Raw genomic sequence first — 22141 nt, 5'->3', positions numbered from 1 at the left:
CTTTGTTTTTTCTTAACTTAAAGGTACTTTCTTTTCGCTTTCAACGAAAGCTTTGATTAATGATGGCAGCCATTCCTGCAGGTTTGTAAATGAATATCCCCAAAAGCTAGCCTTTTCATTGCTCATCGTCCAAGAATGATCTACTCCGTAAGGAGAACTATTTTCATCTGTTAAACGAGAAGTTGTTTTTGCTGTTTTATTCGCTGCTTGTTCAATATATGAAAATAAATTTTTGAGTGAAATAGTACCATTTGAACAAGCGTTAATCGGTCCTTTTAGCTTCTGTTCTGCACACCAGACTAAAAATTCACCGGCTTCTTCCTGTGAAATGAAGTTCATTTCTGCTTCAATAGCCGGTACACCAATTTCTTCTTCATGCATAATTTTTTCTACGTGAAAACGTAAGCGATCCGTATAATCATCTTTTCCCATTACAATTGGAAAACGGACAGCCGTTACCGAAAACGGTGCTTTTTGAAAAAATACCGCTTCAGCTTGGCGTTTTCCCTCTTGGTAGGAAATATTTTCACGACGTGTATATGAAATAGGATACTTGTATGGATCAAAATCTTCTTCATAACACGTTTTTTCTAAAGAACCGTATACTGAAAGAGTCGAGGTGAGTACATAGTGACTGGTACTATGACGAAAAGCTTCAACAGCCACAGCTGCGCCGTGTGAAGAATAGCATATTTGATCGAAGATAACATCCCATTTTCTTCCTCGTGTTGTTTCGATTACAGAATCTTTTTCTACACGATCAAGAAAAATCCGTTCAACTCGGTCGCCGAAATCATCTGGTGTTTTACCTCGCGTTGCTAACGTAACCTTAACTCCTTTAGAGAGCAATGTCTTGACTAAATTTTTTCCAAAAAAACGAGTTCCACCTAACACAAGTGCTGTTTTCATCCTTTTCTCCACCTTTCGTATTTGATATGGATAACCATACCATTATTATCCAACTTTTTTGTTCATAAAGCTATGAATCTTTCCGCTTATTTTTTTATATTCCCACCTATTTTTTCGCCGCTGTCGTGTTAAGATGTACATATCTTACAAAAAGGAGCGACAGTGATGAAGCCTTCTCCACTTCCCCTTAACGAACGCCTTGTTGTTCTTGATATTATTCGGGGCATTGCTTTGCTAGGCATTTTCTTAGTAAATATCCCTGCTTTTGCTTCGCCGATATTTATTTTTCAGCTGTACGATATTCCTTATGAATATAAAGGAATGGATGCTTTTATTGATTTATTCCTGCTACTGTTTGTTCAAGGAAAGTTTTTTACGATTTTTTCTTTTTTATTTGGACTTGGATGCGGAATCTTTTTGCATAGAGCTGAAGAAAAGCATTACTTTGCCGCTGCTTTATGGTCAAGAAGAATGGCTTCTTTGCTATTAATCGGGCTTTTTCATCTTGTCTTTTTCTGGTATGGAGACATTTTGCATGTGTATGCTGTCGGCGGTTTTTTAGTGTTGTTTTTTTATAATCGAAAAACCAAGACGATTTTGCTGTGGGCAATAGGCTTGCTATGCTTTTTTTATCTTTTGGCTTGCATGCAGTTTTTTATTCCGGCCCACGTCTTGCAGGAGGCTCAGTTGGAGTATAAGGTTTTACATGAACATGCCTTAACTCAATATTTATCCACCTACAGGCAAGCAGACTATTTATCTTGGCTGTTTTATCGTTTGAATGTTGAAGTGGTGCCTATGCTATTAAATCTACCGTTTTCTATCTTTCCCGTATTTTCTATGTTTTTATTTGGCTTATATACTGCTAAAAAAGGATTAGTACATAATATCGAACAAAATCGTTCTTTTTTTAAGAAAATTCAGTTAATAACAGGCGCAGCAGGTTTTACTTTAACTATCATTCTCGCTATCTTAAAACTAGAAATTTTAAAATATGGACTCTATCAGCAGGCGGCCATTCACCTTTTTACAAGTTTGAGCGGCATTTTTCTATGTTTTTTTTATCTTACCACCTTACTGTTATTCCTGCAATTTTCTCCTTACGCTTCGATGCTGGGTCTTTTTAAGTATAGTGGAACAATGGCATTAACAACTTACCTTAGCCAAACTTTAATTTGCCTGTGGATGGTTCGAGCCTTTGGTTTATACGGAACTCTTACCTTAACAGAAAGCACGATTATTTGTCTCATTATATATACACTCCAGCTTTTTTTTAATAAGTGGTGGCTTTATTATTTCTATTACGGTCCGTGTGAATGGTTATGGAGGAGCTTTACATACCGATCTTTCCCGCCTCTCAGACGGAATAGGAAAGCTTCAGCTTAACAGCAAATCGGCCTTCAAGTTTGAAAGCCGATTTGTCTCCTTTACTGCAGAGGCGGTATGGTTATTCGTTTAATTCCATTTGCCTCAAACTCTCGTATATAATCCATTTCTCGATGGAAAATTTGCATAAAAACTTCATTTTTTATTTCTTTAATGGGTCCTATTTGTTCTATCACATCTCGTTTAGCCATGCGATAGGCTAGCGCTTCCCAAAACACTTCGTTATCGTATTCTCCAATAATATCTTGAAGAGAATCTTCATGTTCTTCTGTAAACATAATCTCACTGTTTAGCGTGTGAAAAGGTCCTTTTTCAAGGAAAGGCTCTGCGTGAGAAAACATTTGTTTTTCTACATCCGTATATTCTTGTGCATGTTCATCTTCCACTCCAGAGCATGCTGTGACCATCCAGTTACCTAAATAAATTAAATCAAGCAGTTGAAAAAAGTGCGTTTCAGATAGTTGAAGTTCAATTTCGTTTTTTGCAGGAGCTTTTGACATAAGCGCGGATCTCTCCTTTAATTTTGAGGGTAGTTGCTACTAAATAAAATAGCTAAAAGGGTTAGTATGCAGGCTAGCAGGAAAACTGAAGAAATGGCTTCACCTCTTTTCTGTAGTGTAAAAATAGAGGTACTGACATCTAAAGAAGTGAATACGAAGGGTGTAAACTTATCATAATCGAAATAAAGACAAGATACAAGACTTTTTTACTAAATTTTCTGACTATTTTCGTCATAAATACCTATTTTTGTTTTGTTTTGTTTATACTAGAAAGGTCCGAAAATTGTGTGCGGAGCTGCCCAAAATAAAAAAGCGCTGAACTAGGCGCTTTAACGGTGTAAAAAAATAGATAAACCAATAAAAAAAGCAGCTAAAATAAAATCAAAAATCCATTGCCACTTCTCACGTTTTAACAATACGTGCTCTACCCCTGATAACAGCGAACTTATACTAACCAAAACAAAAATAAAGCTTAATTGGTTAAACGAAAATTTAGTGACAAAATTTGATACAAGTATGACTGCTACGGTGATGAACAGTGCCATTTGACTTATAAGTACCCATTTAATTCTCTGTTTATATCCGTCTTTTAAAGCTTGTAATAAATCGTTGCTGATCACTCTCGCTAAACCCCTTTTGTATTCCTATCGTTAAAAGTAAGAACGCAGCAAAAACGTTTCTCTGCATCTTAACTACTTAGCAAAACTAGCTATTAAATCGAAACATAAATATCAACTTGACTGTACTCAGGATCAATACAGCGTTCATCATATAATTCAAAATCTATTTTATAGGCACGATGATTTTTTTTAGCCCACTCGCGAATATAAGCCCAAGCCTCTACGACTACCTGTCTAGCTGGACCAACAGCTGTTGTAAACACCATGTATTCACCTTCTGGGATGATGAACTCTCTCATATCATCTTTCAGTTCGCCGCCGGGTAAAACTTCATATCCGAGAGCAAATGTAAAATCCATTTTTTGATTGTATTCAAATTCTGTATAAAGAGCAAATGTATTACCATTTACTTTATTGGCGATTTTATTAGCTAACTGTTGTTTATAAAAAGTCTGCCAGTGCTCGGGAATAAGACCTGTGCCCGTTTCTTCCACAGGTTCATCTGTTCGAATAGGCACTCCTACAACAGTAAATTCATTTACCTTGACTACTTTTTGACTTACAACTAAGTCAGTCAACATATTGAGCCCCCTTAATTCTTCTTTTTCTGTAGTTACAATGAGGGAAATACTTCTTAATATGCATTTTATTTGTATTCAAAGAAAACGTCAACCTTTTATGCAAATCCCTTAACGAAGGGGCTGAAGATCATTCTTCTAAGCTATAAAAAAACAATTCTATTTTCTTTGTACACATCATACGTATAAGATACCCCTAATTTACAATAGAGTGAGGTAAAAAAATGAAGATCATTGAACTTGCCGAATTCATTAAAACAAGTAAAAAAACAACTAAACTTGCTCTTTCCTCTTCTACAGTACAGTATACATTAGAAACAGATGATTTGAAAATTGAATTAAAAACAGGCGGCACGAATAAGCGAATCGTGTTTTTTCGCATCTTCTTAAAAGGAACATACAAGGATTGGATTTGTTATCACCGGAACGAACATCATATTTACGAATTGTATCAAAATATTTCCTTATCCCCTCAACTGCAAAGGCAGCTTTTGTACGCTATTGCATCATAAAAAGAGCTGGCTTAGTTAGCCAGCTCTTTTTATTTATGCTGTAGTTTTGTGATTGGATGTTTGTGCGGCTTCACATGTAATTTTTCCTTTGTCCATTGAATTCCTCTATATAAATAGTACGAGCACCAAAAAACTGCTGGAACGATAAGTACGTAGGCAACGACACTATTCGTAAAGAAAGAAGAATCTATAGAACGAAGCAATCGATAGGTCTCATTTAATATACATATATGCACTACATAAATGCCAACTGAATTTTTCCCAACTTTTGAAAAAAACGAGTTTTTGCCAAGAGCTGGACTGCTCAATACGAATAAAAACAATGATGCCGATAAAAAAATCGTAGAAATAAAATAGTCTCCGGGCTTGCTGTGCTGGATATTGACCAACCAGTAACGCTCGGCGATCTCTAACGCTGAAAACACAAAAAAGCTGGCTAAATAAACCATTGGCCTTGCGTTTAATACTGACAGAATTTGCTTACCGTAAAGGGCAAACATAGCTCCTAATACTGTATAGAACAAACCAAAGAACAGGGCATCTCTCGTTTGAAAAGAAAGTGGAAAAAATAAAGAATAAGACTGCCCAAATAACCCAGTTACATATAATACGGTGCTGATAAGCATTAATAAGCCAATCTTTTTCCATCTTTGAAATAAGAAAACGATGACAACAGCCCAAATTAATGCAATCAAGTACCAAAGCTGAAATCCACTTGTGTCACTTCCATAATAAAAGATATCTTTGAATGTGATGGATGATGTTAGATAATCAGCTACTGCACCTTTTCGTTCTGCTAATGTTCCGTGGTTCTGAAATAAGCGCAGAACTACACCAAACAATAAATAAAAGACGAACCAACATGCATAAAGCTTTGAAATATTCCACGTGTATTTTTTTAAGTATGCAGAAGGCTTTGGATGTTTTTGAATTTTATTCATAAACAAATACCCTGATACAATAAAGAAAAAAGGAACCGCGAATCGTGCAAATGTGTCAACAATGACATCTAGCACATTTTCCTGGTTCCCTAAAAAGAAATCGTCATGTGATGGATTAACATGAATACAAACCACAAACACTGTAGCAAAAAACTTAATAAAATCAATTGAATAATTACGTTCCATCTTGTTGTCAGCTCCTTAAAATAAACTCGAGCTCTATTTTAGCATAATTATCCAAACGAAAAAGATATTTTGGTAAAATTAACCTTATAGTCATGGAAAAAATTTCTTAACTTCCAATATTCTAGTCTTGTTTACTTGTATGATGTCTTTCAACATTCCAAATAAATGATTCTAAAGAACTATAAAACAAAAAACAGATTACGCGTAACCTGTTTTTTAAATTAACATTTTCCATGCAAACTTATTATCTTGTTTAATATCGACTTCTTTTTCATGCAAAGCCTGCACATGCTGTTTAATTTGTTTGAGAAACAGCATTACTTCCCCGCTTGATACGGCAGCTGAGTTGAGAGATAACGAATGTTTTTTAGCAATTTTTAATTCCTCGGTTTCCACTGAAATACTCACGTGGCGAAATAAGTGCCAAGGGTAGTAAACTGTTTTAAAAGATTTTGAGAAATAAATTCCTTTAGAACAAACGGTAATCCCCTCGGTTTTTTGAAGAGGATATGTATTTAAATGAGCTACAATTTTTTCTTTAGCAGGTAAATAGAGCCTGTTTCGCATCTCTTTTTCAACTTCTTCACATAGTTGTCCTTCTACCGACAACGCATCTTTTGGATCAGGGGTTTGATGAATTTGAAAAGATGAACAAATAGAAGTTAATTCTTTTGAGGATACACACGGATATATATAGTCTTGACACATATATTCATGGGAATGAGTGCGAATAAATTTCTTGATTTTTTTTAATAGAGATACTAGCTTTCTAGCTGAGTAATCGTTTTGATTGACTTGAAATTTCTCCACGTCATTAAAACAAATCATTTCTTCTTTTCGAATGGTAATGGATTGAATGTTAGCGAACTCTTCCCATAACATTTTTCCTTTTTTCATCCCTCTGCTTTTCCAGTAAATCCCCTTATTTGTAAAGCAAATTCCCCTTTTATCTAGGCCTGCTATAAAAGAGCTGTGTAAATACGCAATTATTTTTTCTTGGGGCTGAAACTGAAAGTATTTGCTAGCCATTTTTTTGTAGAAACTAGGTATTTGCATTACATAAAATTGACTTTCTCTATAGATTAAGCATAAGTCAGTCAAATAATTAGTTTTCAGCGTCGCCACGCTCTCACTTCCTTTTTGAGTGTAAATAACCGTACCCATTTTTTCTATTACTTTATAAACGTTTTTTAATGAAAAAAGTTTCAACTTTTTTTGTTTTTTATAAAAAAGCTTTAAATTGAATCATTTCTTTCAGCTAGGAGGTTATCTAATTACTCACTTATTCAATAATCTTATTTTAAACGTTCCCTACTTAATTAAGAAACTAAACCAGATAATAGCAATGCTTAGCTGCTTTATCCAAATCATCCCTTGTGAACAAAAACAAACCGCAGCGTTAAAACGCGATGCGGTTTGTTTTTTAAGCTAAATAAGCTTCTTTTATTTTTTCATTATGAATTAATTCCGAGCCTTTCCCTTGCAGAATAATTTCTCCCGTTTGAATCACATAGCCTCGGTGCGCGATTTGCAGTGCTTGATAAGCGTTTTGTTCCACGAGTAAAATCGTCATGCCGTTTTTATTTAACTCCATAATGATTTCAAATATTTGTTCTACAATGATAGGAGCAAGCCCCATAGAAGGTTCATCTAGCATAAGCATAGTGGGGTTCATCATAAGCGCTCGCCCGATGGCTAGCATTTGCTGTTCACCGCCACTCATCGTTCCTCCTTTTTGAGTCAATCTTTCTTTTAGCCTTGGAAAATATGTGAGTACTCTAGTCATATTTTCTTCTATTACTTTTTTATTAGATAGCGAGAAGGCTCCGATGGTTAAATTTTCTTTTACCGTCATCTTAGGAAAAATCTTTCTTCCTTCTGGCACGTGAGCTATTCCTAGCCGGGCCGTTTGGTGAGGAGGGAATTTCGTGATATGGGTGCCTTTATACACGATACTACCTGCTTTGACAGGAGCTTGACCGCTAATGGATTTTAGTGTGGTAGATTTACCGGCTCCATTGCTTCCAATAAGAGTCACAATTTCTCCTTCTTCTACATCAATCGTTATTCCTTTAAGCGCTTGAATTCCTCCGTAAAAGGTGTCAACTTCAGTTAACTTTAATAGAGTCATGTACTTTTCTCCTTTCTGTCTATCTCCCCTGCCGCTCCCTTCCCTAAATAGGCTTCAATCACTTTCGGGTGCGTACGGATATGTTCAGCATTTCCTTCTGCAATTTTTATTCCATGGTCTAATACAATAATATGATCAGAAATTTCCATGACGAGCTTCATGTCATGCTCAATTAATAAAATGGTTATTTCCCGGTCTTTTCGTATCGTGTGAATAAGATCTGTCAGCTCTTTTGTTTCACGCGGATTCATACCAGCAGCCGGTTCGTCTAATAATAACAGTGAGGGTCTAGTAGCTAACGCTCTGGCAATTTCGAGTCGGCGTTGCGCTCCATACGATAAGTTATTGGCTACTTCGTTATATAAAGCTTCTAGCCCAACGTATTCTAACAGCTTATACGCTTCTTTTTTAGCTAATTTTTCCGCTCTTCTTGCTCGAGGTAAATTCAACAGCGTTTCAAAAGTGGTTGCTTTCAAATGGTTGTGCATCCCAACTAATACATTTTCTAACACCGTTATATTACTAAATAACCTGATGTTTTGAAATGTCCGAGAAATCCCTTGTTTTGATACGCTGTGAGGTTTTAGGCCTGTTATAGATTGACCATTTAACATAATATCACCTGAGGTTGGCTGATAAACACCTGTCACCATATTAAAAAATGTAGTCTTTCCAGCGCCGTTTGGTCCTATTACAGCTGTTATTGAATTTTTTTGAATATCCATTGTTACGTCTTGATTGGCAACTAAACCGCCAAAGGCCTTGGTTACATTTTTCACTTCTAAAATAGACAATTTCTTTCACCTCTATAGATTGACGTTTTTCTCAGCCGTTGAAATCACAGGCTGTATTTCTTCTTCTTCCGCTTCTTCTTTCAGCTCTTTCAAATCGAACGTAGGCTGTTTAGCAGGAAGCAATCCCTGAGACCTGTATAGAGCAAATAGAATAAGAAGTCCGCCAAAAATAAATCGCTGCATTTTAGCTGGCGAAAGTGCATCCGGTATAGAGATAACTTCGTTTAAACTCAGTTGATTAAACCAATCGGTGAGCTCCGTTAATACTTGAAGATTAAGAATGGTTACAACCGCCGCTCCAAGTATGACGCCTGGAACGCTCCCCATTCCTCCTAAAATAACCATAACTAAAATCGTGATAGATTCTAACAGCGTAAAGCTGGTTGGATCAACAAACGTTTGCTTAGCGGCAAAGACCACTCCCATCATGCCTGAAAAAGAGGCACCGATAGCAAACGCAAGCAGCTTTGTTCTGACAAGGTGAATTCCCATCGCTTGAGCTGCAATTTCATTTTCACGAACCGCTTTCCACGATCGTCCTACTTTAGAATATTCAAATCGCCGTACAATAAAAATAACCGCCCCTAAGATGACTAATACTACATAATAAAACTGACTTGGATATACTAAGTTAATCCCAAAAATAGAAGGCGGCGTCACGGAGGACAGCCCCATTGCTCCGTTTGTAATATTGATTGGTTTATCCAAATTGTTAAATACAATTCGAATAATTTCCCCGAATCCAAGCGTAACGATAGCTAGATAGTCTCCTTTTACGCGCAGCACAGGTATACCAAGCAAAACTCCAAATAAAGCGGCTATTAGGCACCCTGCAATAATAAAAAACCAAAAGCTTTCTCCTGATAATGGGTACGTACCAAAAGGCATAAAATTAGCAGCTTGATTGGTCGCAAAAATTCCATACGTGTAAGCCCCAACTGCAAAGAAAGCAACAAATCCCAAATCCAATAATCCGGCTAACCCCACTACAATGTTCAACCCAAGTGCCATAGCAATATAGATGCCTACTAGTGTAGATACTTCCATATAGGATTCATAAGCAGGGCCTTGGCTAGCTGAAAAAGGAAGCAGCACAATTAAAATGACCCCTGCTATTAGCCATTTTAATTTAGTAGAAAGAGACATAAAATACAGAAGTAATAATGAAAATAAAAGAAGTAAAAATGCGACAACGGACTTTTGGGCAAGCATTAAACTACCGCTTGTTGCAATTATATATATAAAAAATAGAATGATTTGCGCCTTTTTGTTTCCTTCAAGCCTACTCATTATTTTTTTCATCTTCATCACCTACACTTTTTCTGTAACGGCTTTTCCAAATAAGCCTTCTGGTTTAAAAATTAACACCAAAATCAAAATGGCAAATGCAAATACATCTTTATACTCTGCTCCTAAAACATTGCCGGTGATTGTGGATAAATTCGCAGCTGCAAACATTTCAAGAATGCCAAGCATTAGCCCTCCAAACATTGCGCCTCGTATATTGCCTATACCTCCTAAAACAGCTGCTGTAAAAGCTTTTAATCCTAATATGAACCCAATGTAAGGATCAATTGTTCCGTAATGAAGCGCAAATAACACACCGGTCGCGCCTCCTAGAGCCGAACCAATAAAGAAAGTAAGAGAAATAACTTTGTTTACATTAATGGACATTAATGAAGCTGTATCGGGATCTTGAGCTACAGCTCTCATTGCCATTCCCCATTTGGTCCGATTGACGAAAATTTCAAGTCCGATCATTAAACAAAAAGCAACAAGTAACACTACGATAAACGTTACTTTAAATGTAGCATCATCAAATGATGATGAAAGAGAAGAAGCACTAACCGATACTTTTCCTGAAAATAAAGCAGGGGTATTAACAATATAGTTACCATTCTTAAGTTCCGTAATGAAGCGCACAAAATCCTGTAATAGAAACGACATTCCGATAGCTGTAATAAGTGTAATTAGTTTAGAAGACTTGCGCAGGGGGCGGTAAGCTACTCTTTCAATTCCCATACCAAGAAACCCAGTCGCAACGCTCGTAATAAGAAGAACTAAAATTAACGTCACAACAGCTGGAAAAGCTGCAATCCAACCTACGCCTGTTAACCCTATTAAAATAGCGGTTCCGATAAAGGCGCCTGACATAAAAATTTCGCCGTGTGCAAAATTGATGAGTTCTAAAATGCCATATACCATCGTATAACCTAGGGCAATAATTGCATATACAGCTCCTAATGTTAGTCCGTCAATTAACACTTGCGGCAGTGTTTGTATAATATGAGCAAACATATAACCTCGTCCCTTTCGTCCTATAAAATCGATTTTAAGAAAAGAAAGGTACGGAACATCCATACCTTTCTTTTCTAAGGTTTACTGTGAGATTTCTCCTTCTAATTTAGCTGGGTACGAAGGAGCGTCAAACTTATAGATAAAGATTTTAGCGTATTTATTGTCTCCTTTCTCATCAAATCCTACCTGCGTAAGTTCTCCTTTATATTCTGTAATACCGCGTACGGCGTCACGTACTGCTTCATGAGAAGGAAGCTTTTTATCATTGTCTTCAATTGCTTTTTGAATACCTTGAAGCATAACTTTCATGGAATCATACCCGTATACAGAATATGACTCTACTTTTTTATTGAATTTCTTCTCATAATTTTTAGCGAATTGCGTCTTGGAAGCATCGCCTGCTACTGACGTAAGATATGTATCTTTTACAGCATCTCCGGCAATATCAACTAAAGTTGATGAGTCTAAGCCATCCCCTCCCATAAACTTAGCGGTAATTCCTTTGTCACGAGCTTGTTTAATTAAAAGTCCGCCTTCTGCATAAAGACCACCAAAATAAACGAGATCCGGCTTTTCTTTAGAGACTTGATTTAACACACCGTTAAAATCTTTTTCTCCAACCGTAATTCCTTCAAATCCAACAATTTTTGCTCCTTCTTTTTCAGCTGCTGTTTTAAAAGCATCTGCAAGCCCTTGTCCGTAAGCTGTTTTATCTTGAATGACAAAAATATTTTTTGTTTTCAACTCTTTAACAGCATATTCAGCTCCTGCAGGCCCTTGGAAGTCATCGCGCGCTACAATGCGGTTAACCGTTTTTAACTTTCGGTCTGTTACGTCCGTTGCTGTACTTGCAGGAGAAATCATTGGAATTGAATATTTCTCATACGTTTCAGATGAAGGAATGGTAACCCCTGAATTTAAATGTCCTATCACTCCATAGACGGCTTTATCGGATCCGATTAACTGAGCGTTCGCTACGCCTTTTTTCGGGTCGCCTTGGTCGTCATACGGTACAAGCTGAAGTTTATATCCTAATTTTTTAAACGTGTCTTTTTCTTCATCAAGAGCTAGCTGAGCTCCCAGTTTAATTGCTTCACCTAACGTCGCACTACCTCCTGACAAAGGGCTTTGCGTAGCAATTTTTATAACATTGCTGCCTTTATCTTCTCCCGATGTACTGTTGCTCCCACAGCCAGCTACAAACCCTACCGATAAGACCGTTGTTGCTAAAATAGATAACATTTTTTTACTTAGCATGTAGTAATCGTTATAAAACGCTTAATAGCGGCTAGTCTTTTATAACGATTTTTCCTCCCTTTGTTCGCGTCTAGAACGCTTTTTATCTTTGCAACAAATGTCATTTCTGAAAACGGTGAAACAGCTTGCTGTTTATGTACATCTTTTTTCACATCCTTTCATAATCGATTTGCTCTCATATATAAAGAGAAACTAATAAAAGTAAAAATATAGTTATTTTTTACTATTATAAAAGGATAAACAGCAGTATTTCACCAAATTTGTCAGTAACAATGACACATTTTTTATAATTTTCTTAATTTTATAAAAATAATTTTAATTATATTCACTTATTTTTTGCGATATACTTTTTGGCTATATATATAACAAAAAAGCATGTCACCGTAAGGAAACATGCCGTGTAACTATTCAACCTAAAAAAAGGTGCATAGTATGCACCTTTTATATGACCCTTTGTTTTCTCTTTCTCCCTAAGTTTAACTATTATTTCGTAATGCCTGTGATCCTTCTTCCCCTGTTCGGATCTTAATCGCATTTTTTAATTCATAAATAAATATTTTCCCATCTCCAGGCTGACCTGTATTTAGTACTTTTCTTGCTTTATCAACAACGTCAGATACCGGAACTTCGCACACCACAATTTCTACTTTAATTCGTGCGTGCATATTGTCTTGTTTTTTAACGCCTCTATAAAGCTCCGTAATGCCTTTTTGCAACCCGCACCCCAGTGCATCCGTAACTGTAATACCGCTAACGCCAATTTTCGCCAGTTCTTGCTTAAGCTCTTCAAACTTTGAAGGGCGTGTAATAATTTCAATTTTTGTTAAAACATCACTCACTGTGTCCACCCCTTTTACATATTTGATTCGTGATACGCTCTTTCACCGTGCAGCGTAATATCAAGCCCAAGCGTTTCTTCTTCTTGTGTCGCACGCAGAGATACGATTAATCCAACCACTTTAACAATAATGAAGGTAGCAATACCGACAAATAGGTACGTTGCTACGATAGCCACCAGCTGTTTCCAAAGTAGACTTGGATCTCCGTAGAATAAACCATTCGCACCGGCGTCATTTACAGAAGTTGTGGCAAATAAACCTGTTGCAATACCTCCCCATGTTCCCCCAATACCGTGAAGACCAAATGCATCTAACGCATCGTCGTAACCGATTTTCTTTTTAAGTGAGAAGATACCCCAGAAACAAACTGCTCCGCCGATAAAACCAATTACAATAGAGGCAAACGGTGTAACGAATCCACAAGCTGGTGTAATAGCTACAAGTCCAGCAATCGCTCCCGAAACGGCTCCAAGCAGCGTAGGTTTTTTATTGATAATCCACTCTACTACAAGCCAGCCGATAATTCCTGTTGCTGCCGCTGTATTCGTGTTAATGAAAGCCGTCATTGCAACGCTGTTAATAGTTAAAGAACTTCCAACGTTAAAACCAAACCACCCGAACCAAATCAGCATTCCGCCTAAAAGAGTTAACGGTAAATTGTGAGGTGCTGCGGCATCGGCATTTTTTCGTTTTCCAACAACAAGAGCTAGAATTAATCCTGCTACACCTGATGAAATGTGAACGACGTTTCCTCCGGCAAAGTCAATAGCTCCTAGTTCACGAAGCCATCCGCCAACTCCCCAAACCCAGTGTGCTACTGGTGCATATACAAATAATGACCATAGGATAGCAAATAAGATAAATGCTGAAAACTTCATGCGCTCTGCAAAAGCTCCAGAGATAATAGCTACTGTTAGTACAGCAAATGTCAGCTGAAACATCATAAACATATTATGCGGGATCGTAGCACTGTAGTCCCCGTTTGGAGTGAACCCGACTCCTTTTAATCCCACCCAGTCCAAGTTACCAATAAAAGCATTGCCACCGGTAGAAAAAGCTAACGAATAGCCTGCCACTATCCAAAGAACAGATATAACAGCTAAAGAACCTACGCTATACATCGCGGTACTTAACATGTTTTTACTTCGAACCATGCCCCCGTAAAACAATGCAATAGCTGGTGTCATAATCCAAACCAATAATGCTGAAAAAAACATAAATACTGAATCGCCCATTTGCATGATGATTTCCCCCTTAAGTACGAATAAATAACCCCTAAATTTAATGTTAGATTATATAACATCTATTGTTATGTTTACTATCATATTTGATTTATATGTATTTAGCAACTACTTTTTGCAAATTTATTCAGAAAACTTTTGTTTTTTATACTGTTTTCTTTTTCTTATGTATTCTCCTATGTACACATAAGCTGAACTATTTTTTGTTTGTGTTAGAATTTCTGACATAAAAAATCCTCTTCTTGGAGTAGAAGAGGATTTTTCTTTACAAATACATATATACACCAGGCCCTAGAGGAATACCGAATACTGCAAAAATAAGCAACATAACAATCCAAATTCCTAAAAAAGCTAGAGTATAAGGAAGCATAAGTGAAATAATTGTGCCAAGTCCTGCCTTAGGCTCGTATTCTTTCATAAAGGCTAAAATAACAATCATGTATGGATTTAAAGGAGTGATTACATTCGTGGAAGAATCCGCTATTCGGTATGCTGCTTGAATAAATCCAGGGTTGTATCCTAACAGCATGAACAATGGAATAAAAATAGGTGCTTCTAGCGCCCATTGAGCGGAGCCGCTAAAAATAAGAAGGCTTAGAACAACAGTTAAAAATACAAAACCAACCACAACTGGAAGTCCAGTTAGATTTAGTGCTTTTAATGCATCCGCTCCTTCTACTGCAATCCACGTTCCAATATTAGTCCAATTAAAGTAAGCGATAAATTGAGCAGCCGCAAAAATAAGAACAATATAGCTAGCCATATCTTTCATCGAATCAGTCATATAAGCAGGTACATCTCTAGAACTTTTGATTTTCCCTACTGTTATTCCGTAAACAGAGCCAACTACCACAAAAAACAGCAGCGTGATCGGAATGATACCATCTAAAAAAGGAGATGGAACAATTCCACCGTCTTCATTTCGTAGAGGAGAGTTGGGCCAAAATAAGAAAACAGCTAGTACAGCGACATAAATACATGTAGCAACGATACTGTTTTTTAATCCTTTTGCTTCTGCCTCACTAATTTCACCAAAATCATTGCGTTTTTTCCCTTTATAATTGCCCAGCCTAGGTTCTACAATCTTTTCGGTGACGATCGCCCCTATAACGGTCAAAACAAATACAGAAGCCGCCATGAAATACCAGTTCGCTGCAGGACTGACAGCAGCGCTTGGGTCAATTGTTTTAGCAGCTTCAGTAGAAATGCCTGATAACAATCCGTCGGTTCCGGATATAATAAGATTCGCTGTAAAGCCTGATCCCACCCCAGCAAATCCTGCTGCTAATCCAGCAAGCGGGTGCCTTCCTACTGTATAAAAAATCATTGCGGCAAGCGGAGGCACGATGACAAAAGCAGCATCTGCCGCTAAGTTGGCCATAATTCCTGTAAAAATGATGGCGTATGTAATAAGAGCTTTTGGAGCATTCAAAATCGTTTTCTTTATGGCCACTTCAAGCAGACCTACTTTTTCTGCAAGTCCGACTCCAAGCATCATAGCAAGTACAAGTCCTAGGGGCTTAAATTCAGTGAAATTGGTCAGCATCGATGTTAAGATATACTGAATGCCTTCATGCGACAACAAACTTTTAATTGGAAGAGTCTTATTAGTACCGGGATGGACCACCGTTACTCCCATACTATTAATAGCAACAGATGCTACTACGATAATAAGCGCTAGACATACAAACAAAATAAAAGGATCAGGTAGTTTGTTTCCGATTGCTTCTACCCTTCCTAATAGTTTGTCTAGAAAGGTTGTTGGATGCGATTTTTGCTCTGTTTGCAAATTAGGTTGTGCCATACTTTCTCTCCTTTTCCGTTTAGAATTTTTTAGATTTTTCCTTTTAATTACCAAAAAAGACTATTAGTACATAATAATCTGAATATTTACATTATTCAAGTATTATTTTTAAGGAATTTTTATTTATCTATTAAAACTAATAGCATTTAGATAAATAGAAAGGCAGAAGATATCTTTTTAATCGACAATCAAAAATAACAAAAAGCCCTCCGTTTGAAGAGAGCTTTTTGTTATTTCGCTATACTAGACGGAGCGGACTCTTTTCCTGACTCATTAACAGCTGTTACATAGTAACGAGCTTGAGATGCGTCGGAGTCAGCAAAGCTTTTTCGCTCAAATTCCGAAACGCTGCCAATATGGACAAATGTTCCGCCTGGATTCTTTTTATAAATTCGGTAGCCGATAATATTACCTTCTCGTACCGCGTACCACGTAAGCAAATTACCGCTCATCTTTACATGTGTAGGAGGTTGTGGTGCAGTTGCTTCACGCTCCAATTCTTTTGCTTGGTCAGCTTTTAGTTCTGTATAGACAACTAACCTCTCTTGATGGGTTCCTTCCGCACGGTCAAACGTGCCTGTGCACGTAATTAGGTTTAAATTACGTTTGTTGCTGTACCCAAAAATTTCGTTTAGAGGTGCTTTATCTCGCGGATAGCTTTTTATACGTTTAACAACAAAAGTAAGTGTGGTCCCCTGTGCATCTCTTATGGTAATTTCATCGTCTTTTTTTAAGTTTTTTAGGTTGTAAAAGACGGCAGGGCCGGTTTTACTGTCTACGTGTCCTGCTAATACAGCATTTCCTTTTACGCCAGGTTTAGCTCCTGGTTCAAACCAAGCAACTCCATTTTCTGTAGATGGAGCTGCCATTTCACCGCTGTCTAATAATCCTACTTGTCCAATTGAAGCCTCCACATGAACAGCAGGAATGGACACTTTTTCAGGGATGATTCCTTTGAATTCTTTGTTTAACTGTTTGGCTTCTGTTTTATGCTTTTTTAGTACAGCAAATTCTTCTTCAAGCGTTACCCGGCTTTTTAGATCCTTTGATTGTGCTTCTTTTTCTTTTTGCTTAGCTGCAGCCTGTTGCTTTGTTTCTTTTGCTTCTACCATTTGTTCTTTAAAATATAGTCCGCCGCTAACAAGCAGGACTAAACTTAATATACAGTAGGCGAGAACAATCGCTTTTTTCACATCGTCACCTCATTTCACAGCTGTTTATAAAAAAGAAGAGAGAACAGCCTCTCTTCTTTTTTTCAGGACTCTTGACTTTTAATTCATAAGGAAAAGGAGAAAAAATATTATTTGCTTACTGGTTTCTTGCGTAAAATAACTCCAGCTGTTAACACAGCTAACGAACCTAGTGCAATATAGATCGCTGTTAGTGGATTCATCGTTGATTCAGATGCCCCGCCCATACCTGTTTTCGGCATATCTGTTGGCATAGCTGTTTCAGCAAACTTATCGGGGTTTTGTTTTACGATTGCTTCACCTAAAGCTTGGCCAACACCAAACATTAATTTATACCCTTCACGATACGTATCATAACTTCCAGCGTAGTCACCGGATGCATATTGTTCAAATGTTTTAATAACCGTATCCTCGTGTGCTTTTATAGCTGCCTGTGCGTCTGCAGTTGGAAGGTTTCCATCTGTTGCTGTTCCTAAGAATGTACCAAATTCTTGCGCGAATTTATGGAGCTTATCTTTTGCAGCTTTTTCTCCTGCTTCATCGCCTTTTACTTGTGCACTTACTAATTCAGCTTGGGCATTGATGTGATCTCCTTGCCAAATTTTTTCGAATTGTGCAGCTCCTTCATCGCCATATACTGAGCCAATTGCAGCTTTAAAATCTGCTGTGTTGGCATTTTCTAACCAGCTAACATAGTCGTAATCTTTTGAACCGTTAAACCCTTTTTCCATTCCCATTGTTGCTAGAGCAAAATGTTCTGCTGCTAAGCTGTTTAATGAAGAACGTAAATCTGCTGCTGGTGTATCTACTTTCGTATTGTCGAATTTATCAGGCATTTGCGTTACGATTGCATTTGATAACGCTTTACTAATTGCAAACATCTGCTGATATCCTTCGCGGTATGTCTTCGCGGCTGCCTCATAGTCACCTTCTACATAATCTTCAAACGTTTCTTTTACTTGATCTTCGTGCACGCGAAGCGCTTCTTTTGCTGCATCTTCAGGTAGTTTACCTTCCGTAGCAGTGCTTAGAAATTTAGCAAATTCATTCACGAATTGATCTACTTCTTTATCTACTTCCGCCATGGCTTCTTTGTCGTTTTCTTTTGTTGCTTTTACAAAATCATCTGTGTAATTGTTGTGTTCTCTAAAAATTCGTTCAAACTCAGCCGCTCCTTTATCACCATAGATAGAAGCAATAGCTGGTTCCATGTCGACGGCATTTTGATCGAGTGCTTTGAACGCAGCGTCAGCATCTTTAGAACCGTCATAGGCTGTTGTCATAGCGGCAACGGCAAGCGTAAAGTGTTCAGATAATAAGTAGTCTAAGTTCGCTCGTAGATCTGAAGCTTTTGTTACTGCCGTTGGTTTTGCTTCCTCTGCATTTGCAATAGTCGGCATCAATAGTGAAGCTCCTAGTACAGGGATCATTAATTTTTTACTTAATTTCATCATTTTCCACTCTCCTCATTTTTAGTTGATGTACGCCACTTTTTTCATTCTTACTACATCTTAAATCATTAAATAGATTGAACATTTTGAATATTCTATATATTAAACTTTCATGTTCCCTCACATTTAATGATCCTTTTTAGGAAGTATTCTCTTTCTATTTACTAAACGATTGCTGAGTGACGTTGGATCACTCTTTTTTAAAAAATTTTTTTAATGTCATCTTCTTGAAGAATTCCTTCCCTTTCTACTTATCTAACGGACGCTTTGTTCAGATAGATCACTTTTTTTAAAAAGTTTTTACCCGCCTTTTTTCAAGAATTCCTTCCTTTTATACTTACCTAACGATCACCTTATTCTGTTGGATCACTTTTTAAAAAATTATTTTAAATTCAAAAGAAAAAGAAAGGTTTCTAGAGGAAACCTTTCTTTTTTTCTTTACTTATTTAAAAAATTCCACATCACGTCGTTTACTTCTTGAGGCTTTTCATGCTGAGGAGCATGAGATGCTTCAGCTAATCGGTGAACAGATATGTTTGGTACATATTCTTCAATACCATCTAAGTTTTCAGGCATAAAAGTAGGATCTTGATTTCCCCAAATAATTTGTACCGGGATGTTTAACACTTCTTCTTCTAACGGAAACAAAGATTTTCTTTGAAGTTCTTCTTCTGTAAAAATCTTTAAATTGCGGTAATAACTTAGCATTGACAGCACAGAGCCATTTTCCCAAGAGTTCATGTATGCTTGAACATCATCAGCTGTTAGATATCCTTTTTTTACACCTGGGTCGATCACAAGCTTACGCAAACCTGAGAAGTTGTCTCGTTCCATATAGTCCTGTGCTTCTTGTTTTTGAAACCATTTCATATACTCACTTGCTTTTTGCTGATTTTTATTTGTTCTAAGCTCACGCATAAATGTATAAGGATGCGGACCGTTAAAAGCAATTAATTTTTGTACATATTCCGGGTAGCGATAAGCAAATGTCCACCCAATTCCTGCTCCCCAGTCGTGTACAACTAGCGTGCAGGAGCTATATCCTAAACCTTCAATCACTTGGCGAATATCTTCTACTAATACATCAATCTCGTATGATTCTAGTCCGCTTGGCTTTTCAGATAAGTTATATCCTCTTAAATCCAAAGCAACTGTATGAAAATCATTAGAAAATTCGTCTATCTGGTGTCGCCAAATATGCGAAAAGTCAGGAAACCCATGAAGAAATAGCATAAGCTCTCCTTGTCCCTTGCTTATATAGTGCAAATTAACGCCATTTACGTTTATATACTGTTTACTCATTGTTCATTTCCTCCTTTTATGTAGCTGTAGAGCAGTATAACGCTGTGAAAAATGAACGTCAATTCATTTGCTTCGTTCACTTCTTTTTAGTTCCTTGTATGAATATAGTTAATTATTTAGAGTGGATCTTTTTGAAGGAGTGATTAACAATGGCTCATATCTATTCAAAGGGCTGGTTTGTTCAGCAGTTAAAAGCGGCCAATATCTCTAAAATTGATGGAAGAAAGCTAGAAAGTTATAAAACCTACATTCTTCGTAATTTATATGCTGAGCTTATAGAACAAGGTAAAATCAACGGCTAAAAGAGGTTAAGACATAACGAAATGAATCCCATCTAAAGATGAACAAATGGGATATATGAGCTGAACTGCTTGAGACACCGCAGTTGATTTCCGTGCAAGACTTCGCTTTCCGCAGGCGGCCGCTGAGCCTCCTCGTCGCTTTCGCTCCTGAGGGGTCTCACCTGTTCCGCTTTTCCCCCAGGAGTCTTCGTCTTGCCCTCCAATCAACTGCTAGAAAGATTTACACACATGAAATCTACGTTTGTCCTAACAAAAAAAACGAACCACTAATCAAAAGTCTTGATCAATGGTTCGTTTTACATTTCGTCTAAAATATTTTTGTCCCAGCCTCTTTTTTTTACAGCGATTGCTCAATAAAAGATAATACGCGCTTTACATATTCTTTTTTGTATACATGATAATTTTGAACGTGTTCTGCTTTATCAGTTTTCCAGAAGTGAAAAGCATCCGGGTGCGTTTTAGCCATTTTTTCACTTTCAGTGTAAGGAATTTTTGTATCTCCTGTGCTGTGTATAAATAAAATTGGTCGAGGGTAAATATGCTCGACCGCTTTAATGGGACTAGCTTCAGCAGGATTTACATCTGCAATAACAGGAAGAATGGCCATTGTCAGCGGTGTAAACGGAAAGTTTGGTAAATGAGACCATACAGATAGGTTTTCTTTTAAATAAGAGGTTAAATCACTAAAAGGACTATCGGCTACCACTGCTTTTATGTCGTCATCTTGAGAAGCTGCTAATAAAGAAGTGGCTGCTCCCATTGAAATGCCGTAGAGCACAATTGGCTCTTTTGTTGTTTCTTTTATTTTCTGAATAACGCCTAATAAATCGAGCTGTTCTTTTACACCAATCGTCGTTTGATTTCCTTCTGAGTCTCCTGAATCTCTAAAGTCAAACATGACTACCCGATATCCCGCTTTTACAAATTCTTTACTCAGGGGCAGAAAGCCAGCTCCTTGTGCTTCACGGTTATTTCCGTATCCATGTGACATAATAATGGTCGCTTTTGGCTGCTCCGTTGGTTCAATCATCCATCCTTTTAAATGGGTTATTCCGTCTTTGCTCAAAAATACTTGATTGCTATAGTGCATGCCGTAATCACCAGGATTTTTCACAGCAGAATTTTTATCTAGTTTTGTCAGGCTTATGCCTACATAAAGAGAAATTGCCGTACAAAGTACAAAACAAAGAATAACAAAGGATATCAGACTGATCCATATTGTTTTTTTCTTTTTGCCTGTATTTGTCTGTCGATTTAGAACTGGAGTCAAACTCGTTCCTCCTTTTTATCTAAGATCATCTTTCCTATTCTTATTGCTGCTTCCCTTTCTCCATTTTAAAGCTAGCCCATCTATTTTATGAATAAAATTCGTTTTATTTTCCACATATTTTTCTGGTTCAAAGCGATAGCGATGCGCTAGTTCTATTTTCAACGTTTCGTATTCTTTTGCTGTATCAGGGTGAGTACGCAGATAATCTCGAAACCATATATGCCGATTAATTTCTGGGTGGCCTTTTTCATAAATATGAACATGATGCGTTCTTTCATTTCCGCCTTTTTGGAAGTATCGTCTTCCTTTTATGCTGTTTTCACCTTTCGCTTCGTAACCAAGCTGTTCCATCCTCTGATTATATGTATCTACTTTCTTTATATCTTTCACTTCAATAAGTAAATCAATAATCGGTTTTGCGCTTAAGCCGGGAACAGCAGTGCTTCCGATATGATGAACCTCTAAAACTTGAGCTGACATTATAGTTGTTAAGGTGGCAGCTTCTTTTGAAAATTCCTTTTCCCACGCGATATTATAGGGTGTCAGCTGAATTTCTCTTACGGACTTCATCTTCAATTCCTCCTCTTGCAACGAAAAAACTGCTTATTATAGAATAGCCTATAATAAGCA

The 22141-nt window shown here is 37.2% G+C and carries 23 protein-coding genes; 3 read left to right on the top strand and 20 right to left on the bottom strand.

Going from position 1 to position 22141, the window contains the following annotated elements:
- Nucleotides 1-12 precede the first annotated feature (12 nt).
- Nucleotides 13-909 carry an NAD-dependent epimerase/dehydratase family protein gene (locus AC4NPH_RS00315; RefSeq protein ID WP_013057598.1) on the bottom strand — a complete coding sequence of 299 codons (897 nt, stop codon included), beginning with the start codon at nucleotides 907-909 and terminating at the stop codon, nucleotides 13-15.
- A 165-nt stretch (nucleotides 910-1074) separates the two neighbouring features.
- Here AC4NPH_RS00315 and AC4NPH_RS00310 point away from each other — a divergent pair, with 165 nt between their 5' ends.
- Nucleotides 1075-2295, top strand: a complete 1221-nt coding sequence (locus AC4NPH_RS00310; protein ID WP_063671921.1) for a DUF418 domain-containing protein — start codon at nucleotides 1075-1077, stop codon at nucleotides 2293-2295.
- A 41-nt stretch (nucleotides 2296-2336) separates the two neighbouring features.
- On the opposite strand, the gene AC4NPH_RS00305 is transcribed toward AC4NPH_RS00310, so the two are convergent.
- The 3 genes from AC4NPH_RS00305 to AC4NPH_RS00295 form a co-directional block, all read right to left on the bottom strand.
- Entirely contained in the window at nucleotides 2337-2795 is a 459-nt protein-coding gene (locus tag AC4NPH_RS00305) for a hypothetical protein (protein ID WP_013057600.1), read from the bottom strand.
- Between the two features lie 329 nt (nucleotides 2796-3124).
- On the bottom strand, nucleotides 3125-3415 hold the full coding sequence (locus AC4NPH_RS00300) for a hypothetical protein (protein ID WP_013057601.1): 291 nt from the start codon (nucleotides 3413-3415) through the stop codon (nucleotides 3125-3127).
- Nucleotides 3416-3507: 92 nt separating this feature from the next.
- Nucleotides 3508-3996, bottom strand: coding sequence for a GyrI-like domain-containing protein (locus AC4NPH_RS00295; protein WP_013057602.1), 489 nt, complete (start codon nucleotides 3994-3996; stop codon nucleotides 3508-3510).
- Between the two features lie 221 nt (nucleotides 3997-4217).
- On the opposite strand from AC4NPH_RS00295, the gene AC4NPH_RS00290 reads away from it, so the two are divergent.
- Nucleotides 4218-4505: a hypothetical protein gene (locus AC4NPH_RS00290; protein WP_013057603.1), complete on the top strand. Its 288-nt coding sequence runs from the start codon at nucleotides 4218-4220 to the stop codon at nucleotides 4503-4505.
- 29 nt (nucleotides 4506-4534) lie between these two features.
- On the opposite strand, the gene AC4NPH_RS00285 is transcribed toward AC4NPH_RS00290, so the two are convergent.
- The 13 genes from AC4NPH_RS00285 to AC4NPH_RS00225 form a co-directional block, all read right to left on the bottom strand.
- A complete protein-coding gene (locus tag AC4NPH_RS00285) occupies nucleotides 4535-5632 on the bottom strand; it encodes an acyltransferase (protein ID WP_029322512.1) in 1098 nt (365 codons plus the stop codon).
- 216 nt (nucleotides 5633-5848) lie between these two features.
- Nucleotides 5849-6529: a hypothetical protein gene (locus AC4NPH_RS00280; RefSeq protein WP_223268888.1), complete on the bottom strand. Its 681-nt coding sequence runs from the start codon at nucleotides 6527-6529 to the stop codon at nucleotides 5849-5851.
- Nucleotides 6530-7055: 526 nt separating this feature from the next.
- Nucleotides 7056-7763, bottom strand: a complete 708-nt coding sequence (locus AC4NPH_RS00275) for an ABC transporter ATP-binding protein (RefSeq protein WP_013057606.1) — start codon at nucleotides 7761-7763, stop codon at nucleotides 7056-7058.
- Nucleotides 7760-8557, bottom strand: coding sequence for an ABC transporter ATP-binding protein (locus AC4NPH_RS00270; RefSeq protein WP_013057607.1), 798 nt, complete (start codon nucleotides 8555-8557; stop codon nucleotides 7760-7762). Before AC4NPH_RS00270 ends, AC4NPH_RS00275 begins: the two co-directional genes overlap by 4 nt.
- A 12-nt stretch (nucleotides 8558-8569) precedes the next feature.
- The gene (locus tag AC4NPH_RS00265; RefSeq protein ID WP_098196659.1) at nucleotides 8570-9859 is read right to left on the bottom strand and encodes a branched-chain amino acid ABC transporter permease; all 1290 of its coding nucleotides are present in this window, start codon (nucleotides 9857-9859) and stop codon (nucleotides 8570-8572) included.
- A gap of 9 nt (nucleotides 9860-9868) precedes the next feature.
- Complete coding sequence (locus AC4NPH_RS00260) at nucleotides 9869-10855, bottom strand: branched-chain amino acid ABC transporter permease (protein ID WP_014459527.1); 987 nt, start codon at nucleotides 10853-10855, stop codon at nucleotides 9869-9871.
- Between the two features lie 81 nt (nucleotides 10856-10936).
- Nucleotides 10937-12112, bottom strand: coding sequence for a branched-chain amino acid ABC transporter substrate-binding protein (locus AC4NPH_RS00255; RefSeq protein ID WP_097813015.1), 1176 nt, complete (start codon nucleotides 12110-12112; stop codon nucleotides 10937-10939).
- Nucleotides 12113-12588: 476 nt separating this feature from the next.
- The gene (locus AC4NPH_RS00250) at nucleotides 12589-12951 is read right to left on the bottom strand and encodes a P-II family nitrogen regulator (protein WP_013057611.1); all 363 of its coding nucleotides are present in this window, start codon (nucleotides 12949-12951) and stop codon (nucleotides 12589-12591) included.
- 14 nt (nucleotides 12952-12965) lie between these two features.
- On the bottom strand, nucleotides 12966-14192 hold the full coding sequence (locus AC4NPH_RS00245; protein ID WP_013057612.1) for an ammonium transporter: 1227 nt from the start codon (nucleotides 14190-14192) through the stop codon (nucleotides 12966-12968).
- A gap of 265 nt (nucleotides 14193-14457) precedes the next feature.
- Complete coding sequence (locus AC4NPH_RS00240) at nucleotides 14458-15996, bottom strand: AbgT family transporter (protein WP_170959527.1); 1539 nt, start codon at nucleotides 15994-15996, stop codon at nucleotides 14458-14460.
- Nucleotides 15997-16226: 230 nt separating this feature from the next.
- Nucleotides 16227-17189: a class F sortase gene (locus AC4NPH_RS00235; protein WP_491938527.1), complete on the bottom strand. Its 963-nt coding sequence runs from the start codon at nucleotides 17187-17189 to the stop codon at nucleotides 16227-16229.
- Between the two features lie 107 nt (nucleotides 17190-17296).
- Nucleotides 17297-18640, bottom strand: coding sequence for a hypothetical protein (locus AC4NPH_RS00230; protein WP_014459522.1), 1344 nt, complete (start codon nucleotides 18638-18640; stop codon nucleotides 17297-17299).
- A gap of 435 nt (nucleotides 18641-19075) precedes the next feature.
- Nucleotides 19076-19939 carry an alpha/beta fold hydrolase gene (locus tag AC4NPH_RS00225; RefSeq protein WP_029322532.1) on the bottom strand — a complete coding sequence of 288 codons (864 nt, stop codon included), beginning with the start codon at nucleotides 19937-19939 and terminating at the stop codon, nucleotides 19076-19078.
- A gap of 149 nt (nucleotides 19940-20088) precedes the next feature.
- Between AC4NPH_RS00225 and AC4NPH_RS00220 the strand changes: the two genes are divergently transcribed.
- Nucleotides 20089-20241 (top strand): YflJ family protein, encoded by a 153-nt coding sequence (locus AC4NPH_RS00220; RefSeq protein ID WP_013057618.1) that lies wholly within the window; start codon nucleotides 20089-20091, stop codon nucleotides 20239-20241.
- 6 nt (nucleotides 20242-20247) lie between these two features.
- Here the strand turns inward: AC4NPH_RS00220 and AC4NPH_RS00215 are convergent, their stop codons facing one another.
- From AC4NPH_RS00215 to AC4NPH_RS00205, 3 genes are all read right to left on the bottom strand, one after another.
- Nucleotides 20248-20448, bottom strand: a complete 201-nt coding sequence (locus AC4NPH_RS00215) for a hypothetical protein (protein ID WP_081252147.1) — start codon at nucleotides 20446-20448, stop codon at nucleotides 20248-20250.
- A 130-nt stretch (nucleotides 20449-20578) separates the two neighbouring features.
- On the bottom strand, nucleotides 20579-21511 hold the full coding sequence (locus AC4NPH_RS00210) for an alpha/beta hydrolase (RefSeq protein WP_029322535.1): 933 nt from the start codon (nucleotides 21509-21511) through the stop codon (nucleotides 20579-20581).
- 15 nt (nucleotides 21512-21526) lie between these two features.
- The gene (locus AC4NPH_RS00205) at nucleotides 21527-22081 is read right to left on the bottom strand and encodes a GrpB family protein (protein WP_013057620.1); all 555 of its coding nucleotides are present in this window, start codon (nucleotides 22079-22081) and stop codon (nucleotides 21527-21529) included.
- Nucleotides 22082-22141: the final 60 nt, after the last annotated feature.

The organism is Priestia sp. MDV22-iso46 (assembly GCF_058629175.1).
This window is presented reverse-complemented; position numbering and strand designations above follow the sequence as displayed.